Origin of the sequence: Phragmitibacter flavus (assembly GCF_005780165.1) — a bacterium.
Taxonomy (GTDB): Bacteria; Verrucomicrobiota; Verrucomicrobiia; order Verrucomicrobiales; family Verrucomicrobiaceae; genus Phragmitibacter; species Phragmitibacter flavus.
Genome location: NZ_VAUV01000017.1, coordinates 124,543 through 131,673, shown reverse-complemented (window position 1 = coordinate 131,673; position 7,131 = coordinate 124,543). Strand labels below are relative to the sequence as shown.

8 protein-coding genes and 1 tRNA gene are annotated in these 7,131 nt (G+C 54.8%); 2 read left to right on the top strand and 7 right to left on the bottom strand.

Annotated features, from left to right (window positions below):
- Positions 1 to 150 precede the first annotated feature (150 nt).
- From purU to FEM03_RS20320, 4 genes are all read right to left on the bottom strand, one after another.
- A complete protein-coding gene (gene purU / locus FEM03_RS20335; protein WP_240772855.1) occupies positions 151 to 1,038 on the bottom strand; it encodes a formyltetrahydrofolate deformylase in 888 nt (295 codons plus the stop codon).
- 12 nt (positions 1,039 to 1,050) lie between these two features.
- Positions 1,051 to 1,132: transfer RNA gene (locus tag FEM03_RS20330), tRNA-Leu, on the bottom strand.
- Between the two features lie 64 nt (positions 1,133 to 1,196).
- Entirely contained in the window at positions 1,197 to 1,859 is a 663-nt protein-coding gene (locus FEM03_RS20325; protein WP_138088139.1) for a hypothetical protein, read from the bottom strand.
- A 26-nt stretch (positions 1,860 to 1,885) separates the two neighbouring features.
- On the bottom strand, positions 1,886 to 2,434 hold the full coding sequence (locus FEM03_RS20320; RefSeq protein WP_138088138.1) for a hypothetical protein: 549 nt from the start codon (positions 2,432 to 2,434) through the stop codon (positions 1,886 to 1,888).
- Positions 2,435 to 2,573: 139 nt separating this feature from the next.
- On the opposite strand from FEM03_RS20320, the gene FEM03_RS20315 reads away from it, so the two are divergent.
- Complete coding sequence (locus FEM03_RS20315) at positions 2,574 to 3,431, top strand: hypothetical protein (RefSeq protein ID WP_138088137.1); 858 nt, start codon at positions 2,574 to 2,576, stop codon at positions 3,429 to 3,431.
- An 86-nt stretch (positions 3,432 to 3,517) separates the two neighbouring features.
- Positions 3,518 to 3,799 carry an SWIB/MDM2 domain-containing protein gene (locus FEM03_RS20310; protein ID WP_138088136.1) on the top strand — a complete coding sequence of 94 codons (282 nt, stop codon included), beginning with the start codon at positions 3,518 to 3,520 and terminating at the stop codon, positions 3,797 to 3,799.
- Positions 3,800 to 3,956: 157 nt separating this feature from the next.
- On the opposite strand, the gene FEM03_RS20305 is transcribed toward FEM03_RS20310, so the two are convergent.
- The 3 genes from FEM03_RS20305 to FEM03_RS20295 all read right to left on the bottom strand — a co-directional run bounded on the left by FEM03_RS20305 (position 3,957) and on the right by FEM03_RS20295 (position 7,002).
- Complete coding sequence (locus tag FEM03_RS20305; RefSeq protein WP_138088135.1) at positions 3,957 to 4,943, bottom strand: hypothetical protein; 987 nt, start codon at positions 4,941 to 4,943, stop codon at positions 3,957 to 3,959.
- Positions 4,944 to 4,977: 34 nt separating this feature from the next.
- A complete protein-coding gene (locus tag FEM03_RS20300; RefSeq protein WP_138088134.1) occupies positions 4,978 to 5,574 on the bottom strand; it encodes a c-type cytochrome domain-containing protein in 597 nt (198 codons plus the stop codon).
- Between the two features lie 78 nt (positions 5,575 to 5,652).
- Complete coding sequence (locus tag FEM03_RS20295; RefSeq protein ID WP_425501967.1) at positions 5,653 to 7,002, bottom strand: alanine/glycine:cation symporter family protein; 1,350 nt, start codon at positions 7,000 to 7,002, stop codon at positions 5,653 to 5,655.
- Positions 7,003 to 7,131: the final 129 nt, after the last annotated feature.

The window sequence follows — 7,131 nt, the reverse complement described above, 5'->3', positions numbered from 1 at the left end:
GGTTGGTTCATATGATGAACGCCCCACACCTGTGGTTGGAAGAACTAAGCGAGCGCAGACCCCGCCGACCGCGCCAGTTGGCAAGAGTCAAGCGATGCATGGCGCGTTAGGTATATGCTTATGGGCTGCAAGCCTGTGTCACGTTTTGTTTTAAGCGAAGACGATGGTCTTGTTGCGATAGACCAGCACCTTGTTGGTGACGTGGCTCCAGAGGGCTCCAGCGAGGACGTTTTTCTCGAGGTCTTTGCCAATGCGGACAAGATCGCGGACGCTGTCTTCGTGCGTGACGCGGGTGATGTCCTGATGAATGATCGGGCCTTGATCGAGATCGGCGGTGACGTAGTGGCTGGTGGCGCCGATGATCTTTACGCCGCGCTCGTAGGCCTGGTGGTAGGGTTTCGCTCCGACGAAAGCGGGAAGGAAGGAGTGGTGGATGTTGATGATGTTGTCGGGATAGGCTTCGACAAATCCAGCACTGATGATCTGCATGTAGCGGGCAAGGACGACGGTGTCGATGCGATGCTCGCGGAGAAGAGCAAGTTGTTGCTGCTCGACCTCGGCTTTGTTGTCCTTGGTGACGGGGAAGTGATGAAACGGGATGCCGAAGCGCTCGGAAGCGGAACGGAGCAGGTCGTGGTTGCTGATGATCAGCGGGATGTCGACGGGGAGTTCGCCGGATTCGTGTCTGGAAAGCAGATCGTAAAGACAGTGGCTTTCTTTGGAGACGAGAAGGGCCAACCGGTGACGGTTGCTGGCAAATCGAAGCTTCCAGCGCATCTGATGGCGACGTGCGATGATGGCGAAGCGCGAGGCGATTTCTTCGGTGTCGAGGGTGAACTTTTCGAGCGTCCAGGCAACGCGCATAAAAAAGGCGTTTTCTTCGGGATCGATGTGCTGCTGAAGATCAACGATGTTGCCGCCGTGGGCAAAAATGAAGCCGGTGACGTCGTGGACCAAACCCGGTTGATCGGGAGAATGGATCAGTAAAATGGCGGTGTCGTTGGGCATCGTGCTGACTTTTTTGTCGGCGCGACGCATGTCGCGGGGGAGTGCACGAGAAGGGACTCGAACCCTTAAGCCTTGCGGCACAGGATCCTTAATCCTGCGCGTATACCAATTCCGCCACTCGTGCGAAGAGAAAAGCGAGCAGTGTATTTAGTCGAGACTCCAATATGTGCAAGCAGAGTTTTGCAATTTTATGAAGATAGTTGGTAGCTGTAAATCAAATCAATCCAACGACTCGAAAAAGGGGTGTTAACGGAGAGTTGTTTCTGGTCATGATCATAAAATAGCTCAAGCGAATCATGCCATTCGAGGTTGGGGAACCATAGATTAGACAGCGTTTGAATGAAGGTCATGTAGGAGCTTGCTAGGCGCTGCCAGTCGCCCGAGCCATTTTCGTGATCAAGATAATAGATGGCATGTCGTTCTCTTTCGCCGATGACTTCAACGATCAGGTCGCCGTTGATCAAGCCGAAGATCGGGAACAATTCGTCGAACTCGAAAGGGTTGGGTTCTTTACGGTATTCCTGCCAATGGGTGAAGGAGTGCTTCCATCCTTCCAGTAAACTTAAATCGGTCTCGAAGAAGTTGAATTCAAACATTCCAGACGTGGGGAACTGATCATCGAATTCCGGTGCCGTCACAATTTCAGGAGTCAAATCCCAATGAAGTTCAATTCTGGAGGCGGTTTGAGCCGCCAGCTCAGTGATGCCTGATGGAATCGGTTTGGAGACTTGCTTCTGACGCCACTGTGTTTGCTTAATCGTTGCCGGTTTGCTGATCTTGAACGTGTATTCTGAGGATATTCTGCCGAGATGAAAGGCTCTTTCAATCAGCGCCTTTCGGAAGCTATTCATGCAAACGATAGGGGGTTCGGATTTGCTCAGAGCGGATCGCGACCGGTGGCCTCAACAAACTGACTGCGCAATGAAGCGGCGTGTTCCTGCCAGCGACCAATTTCGCGTTGCAGTTCCATGACTTGTTTTTCGAGCCAGAGGCTGCGTTGTTTGAGCATGACGCTTGGTTCGCTGGAGGTGCCTTCGCCATGGCCATTGGGATCGATTTCGACGCTGCCACGCACACGCTGAGGACTGGCCTGAAAGAAGGGGAGGTCCTTGATGCGTGTTTTGGCGCGATCCAGCGTGTTGATGACGGTGACATTCTCGTCGATTTCGCCGGTGGCGAGAAATTCTTGAAGGGTGCCGATGCTGGTTGGACCGTAGAGAAAGCCGTCGGGCATTTCGATCAGCCAGTCCATCTGCAATTCGCCCACCATGGGAGCACGCAGCCAGGTCTTGCGCTCGTCGTTGGAGATGCGGTCGAGCGGTGAAATTTTTGCCTCGGACGCCCAGATACGAAATTGTCCGATCGGAGCAGGACCAAAGATTTCGTTGTCCGAGACTTTCAGCAGATACCATTCGTCTTTGTCCATGCGCGAATTTTATTCAAATAGGGCAGGGGATTCCAAGCTAAATAAAAAATCTTTTTGCTCGTTTAAACCGGGATGCCTGAATTGATCTTGGTTTTCGCGAGCACTTTTGTTAATGGTTGGGGTGGCAATTTTTGAGAGTATGAACAAGGACAAATCAAGGGCAGAGCATTTTTGGCAGGTGCTGGCGGGCCTGACAATGACTTTGATGGTGATGGGGACGCCCGCATGCAACACGACGGGTGGAAACGAGGCTGGAGATCAATCTGGGTCCGATGGAGAGACCGGAGCTGGAGCCGGATCGGGTGCGGTCGATGTGGCGTTTCTTTTGTCGATGAATTTTGACGAGGCTCGCAAGATCAGCCCCAAGCATTTGGACATGTCGCCATACTGTCGGATGGCGGCAGACAATATTGAGGTGTTGAGGCAGACACCTGAAGGGGTGCCGTTGCGGGTGCGGGCGACGGGACGGGTGTTTCTTGAGGTCGCAGGGAACCCGGCAATCGTGGCGTTGGGACAGGAAGCGTATGTGGACCGGGCGGTGGAGGTGATTTTGCGAGGTCGTCCTTTGATGCGACGTGGCAGGAGTTTGGTAGAGGGGTTGAAGGATGACACCGTGTTTTATGTGGGTGGATCGCGGCTTCAGGTGATTGGCAGTCATCGAATTCATCCCTGGGAGGATCAACCGGTGCAGGCGGCCATGACATCTGGGGGCAATGCTCCGTCAGTTCGTAGGCAGGAGGGCAGTTTTAACGTGACCCCAACGTGGAGGAAGTCCTGGCAGCAAGGGCCGAACCCACTTTTGCCTGCTTTGTCTCCTGAAGATATTCCTTCGGAAATGAGGGCTTCACCTCTGCTGCCGCCTCCGGATGAGGATGATCAGCCGAAACTGCCTGGCGAAAACGTCACTCCGAACGTTGATCCTGAAGAGACTACCACACGTTCGCTGGGTCGGAGGTTGGGGGAGGAGAAGCCCCCGCGGGTGCGCCGGGTGCAGTGACCTAGGTGTTGCCTAGGAGAGTTTTTGCTTCAGACAATCGTTTGCAGTCTTGACGTTGCCCCGGTTTTCGACCTTAATTGCCCCTTATGGCGAAAAAATCAACCACCAGCACAACACGCAAACCCAATGCCGCGCTTATGAAGCCGGTGCAACCTGATGAGGCGCTTGCCAAAATCGTCGGCTCCACTCCGCTTCCGCGCGGCGAACTGACGAAGAAGCTTTGGGACTACATCAAAAAGCACAAGCTCCAGGACGAAACCAAAAAGACCAACATCAACGCTGACGAAAACCTCAAAGTGGTGTTTGGCGGCAAGAAGCAGGTCACCATGTTCGAGATGACGAAACTCGTCTCCGGCCATGTGAAGTAAGGCAGGACTGCGGTTTAGCTTTTATTCATTCAAGTGGTGGGGTTTGCCGATGCAGACTCCACCCTTTTTTTGGAAACGTGTTGAAGAAACGAAGTCCGGTAGGGCAGATATCGAGTGTCCATATCCGATTTGTTCCTCAGCATAATGCGGGGCAGTTCTAGATAGGGTCTGGATCACTATTTGGAGGCGAATACTTGGCTGCTGCGTTTTCCCATACCTCCCAAAGGCTCTGGTCAGTAACCGGCTTGGAGGAAAGCGGGGTGGTGCTAAACCAAAGTCCAGCGAGCTGAGGTGGTGAACATTGAATTGTTAAAGTTTTAGAAGTCAATTTCTGCTGAATCCTCAGAAAACAGACGTTTCCATTAAACTTGATGGTCTCAACCTGGGCGTCTCGAGGTAGCGTAACTCGTCCACCCCCGCTTGATAGGCCATGGTCCCAAGAATAGCAGCTGATGCCCTGCGTTGAATCTCCGTCCGGTTCTGGCGGTATGTTGAGTGTGACCAGACCCACAGGGGCATCATGAGCGTGGTAGTTGCGAACAACAATAACACTTCGGCCGTCTGGCGAGACGGCGATCATTTTGGAGCGTTGCGCAAATTTCGTCAATCCATCGGATCCTTCCTCAACGAATGCCCGTTGAAGCTCGTGAATCACGTCATCCGACGCCCAAGTGATGTCGGAAAGGTCCTCAATTTTCGAAACTTTGTATGCAGTTTCGAGCCTGCTTTTCAATATGAGAAAATCCGTAAATGCAACTCCGATGGCTGGCATGGCGCTGCACCAAAGTCTGATCGTCCCGTCTCGTCTCTGATACCAGTATCCTTCCTGCATGACCTGCCAACCGTCGCCGCCGTGGTAGGCCTTAAATACTCTTTCAAGGTCACGATTGGGGCTGGATTTCGAAGAGAAGTAAACGATCGATTGGGCTGTTCCTTCCCATTCGCTTACCCGCACCTCATGGTAGTCGCTGGCGATGAAACTATGCCTGATGATTTCGGGGGCGTTGTCTGACGGACTTGATTCGGCAGGTTCGCCGTAAAGACTGTTGGCTTCTCTGATCGGGCTTCCCAATGGGAGCATTGGGATCGATTCGAGACGATGCTTGCCGAAGATAAAATCAACCCACTGGCGGATGTGAAACATCTGGAATCTTGGAACCACGCGATTGAGCCAACAATTACTGGCCAGCTTTGGCCTGGGCCTGGCTCTCGGGGGAGAGTTTGCTGAGAGGGTAGTTGTAAACCACGCCGTTGGCCATTTGCAGAACGACGTTTTCGCCTTCAAGTCGGAGTTTGGTGGCCTGGATAACTTTGCCTTCGGTATTGGTCCAGGATTGAGGGGCGGCGGCGACCGCAGCAGCAGGGGCTGGTGCGGCAGGAGCTGGAGCGGTGACGGGAGCAGTTGCTGCGGCGGGGGTCATCCCTGGCAATGGGGCTCCGGCGAGAATCCATTCGCGGATGGTGGCGATTTGTTTGTCCGAAAGGGTTTTTTCCGGGGGCATGTGCGCGGAGTCGTCTTCGGGTGAGACAATGGTGGTGAAGAAGTGGCTGTTGCGGAGGTCCCCAGGTTCGATGGTGCGTCCAGGGCCGATGTCTTTGGCAAAGCGTTCCAGGTTGTCGAAAACGTATCCGCCTTTTTCCTTGTCGGCTTCTTCGCTGTGGCATTCATAGCACTCGGCCTTGAGAATCGGCTGGACATCGCGTTTGAAATCGACGGCGAAAGCCGAAGTTGAGCCGAGGAGGACGGTGAGGACGGGAGTGATACTGGATTTCATGGGCGGATTGAGCTGTTATGAAACGAATGAGCAACAAGGATCATAGCGGAAACTGCATATTCTGGTGCGATCAAATGCTTAATCTGTTCCGGTCAATTCGTGACGGTGGGCGCGGGTTTCGGCGACGATGATGCCGCTGAGGGCAAGGAGCGAAATGAGGTTGGGAATGGCCATGAGTCCGTTGGCGGCATCGGAGAAATCCCAGACGAATTTGGGGGTGGCGATCGAACCGTAGAAAACGGCGAACACCCAGAGGAAGCGGTAGGGTTTGATGGCTCGTTGTCCGAACAAGTATTCGGTGGCGCGTTCGCCATAGTAGCTCCAGCCGAGGATGGTGGAGAAGACGAAGGTGAGGAGTCCGAAGATGAGGATATATGGAGCGAAAGGGTGGAGCTCGGCGAAGGCGACGCGGGCGAGCGCGGTGCCTTTGATGCCGTCCTGCCAGTGGCCGCTGCTGACGATGACAAGTCCGGTGACGGCGCAGATGACCACGGTGTCCCAGAAAGTGGCAGTTGAACTGACGAGGGCCTGGCGGACAGGGTTTTTAGTCTGGGCGGCGGCGGCGACGATGGGGGCGCTGCCCATGCCGGACTCGTTGGAAAAGAGGCCGCGGGCGATGCCCATGCGCATGGCTTCTTTCATGCCGGCGCCGAGAAATCCGCCGACGGCAGCCTGGCCGGTGAAGGCGGAACTGAATATGAGGGAGATGGTGTCGCCGAGGACGGAGAAGTTCATGAGCAGGATGGCGATGCAACCGAAGAGGTAGCCGATGGCCATGATGGGGACGAGGAGGGTGCAGACACGGGCGATGCTTTTGACGCCGCCAATAATGACGATGGCGACGAGGATGGCCATGGCGATGCCGAGGGACCAGGCGACGGTGCGGGATTGATCGGCGGGGAAGAAGCTCTGGACGTTTTCAACGATGCTGTTGGCTTGGGTCATGCAGCCAATGCCGAAGCCGGCGATCATGGTGAAGATGGCGAAGATGATGCCGAGCCATTTCATGCCAAGACCGCGTTCGAGGACATACATGGGTCCACCGGCGAAGGTGCCGTCGGGCATTTTCACGCGGTATTTTACTGCGAGGACGGCTTCGGCGTATTTGGTGGCGATGCCGAAAACGCCGGTAAGCCACATCCACAAAACGGCGCCGGGTCCGCCTGCGGCGACGGCGGTGGCGACGCCGACGATGTTGCCGGTGCCGATGGTGGCGGCCATGGCGGTGGTGAGGGCGCCGAACTGGGAGACGTCGCCTTCGCAGTCTTTGTCTTTTTTGAGGGAGAGTTTGATTCCGCGGGGGATGTAGCGCTGGATGAAACCGAGTCGGATGGTGAGGAAAAGATGGGTGCCGAACAGCAGGATGATGAGGGGGAGGCTCCATACCCAGCCGGAAAGCGTGGCGGCGGCTTTTTCGAGCCCTTCAATAAAAGCCAGGGATGGAGATGGTAGGAACGGTGTCATGGCTCTTTTTTACCGTGGATGTGGTGTTGGGCAACGGGGATGAATGAGAAAACGCAAGTTTGGGCAAATCGCGGGCCTTTTTCGTTGCAACTT

Bases quoted from the DNA above. Each gene is read 5' to 3' on its own strand.
- purU (WP_240772855.1), bottom strand. From the start codon at position 1,038: ATGCGTCGCGCCGACAAAAAAGTCAGCACGATGCCCAACGACACCGCC.
- FEM03_RS20325 (WP_138088139.1), bottom strand. From the start codon at position 1,859: ATGAATAGCTTCCGAAAGGCGCTGATTGAAAGAGCCTTTCATCTCGGC.
- FEM03_RS20320 (WP_138088138.1), bottom strand. From the start codon at position 2,434: ATGGACAAAGACGAATGGTATCTGCTGAAAGTCTCGGACAACGAAATC.
- FEM03_RS20315 (WP_138088137.1), top strand. From the start codon at position 2,574: ATGAACAAGGACAAATCAAGGGCAGAGCATTTTTGGCAGGTGCTGGCG.
- FEM03_RS20310 (WP_138088136.1), top strand. From the start codon at position 3,518: ATGGCGAAAAAATCAACCACCAGCACAACACGCAAACCCAATGCCGCG.
- FEM03_RS20305 (WP_138088135.1), bottom strand. From the start codon at position 4,943: ATGTTTCACATCCGCCAGTGGGTTGATTTTATCTTCGGCAAGCATCGT.
- FEM03_RS20300 (WP_138088134.1), bottom strand. From the start codon at position 5,574: ATGAAATCCAGTATCACTCCCGTCCTCACCGTCCTCCTCGGCTCAACT.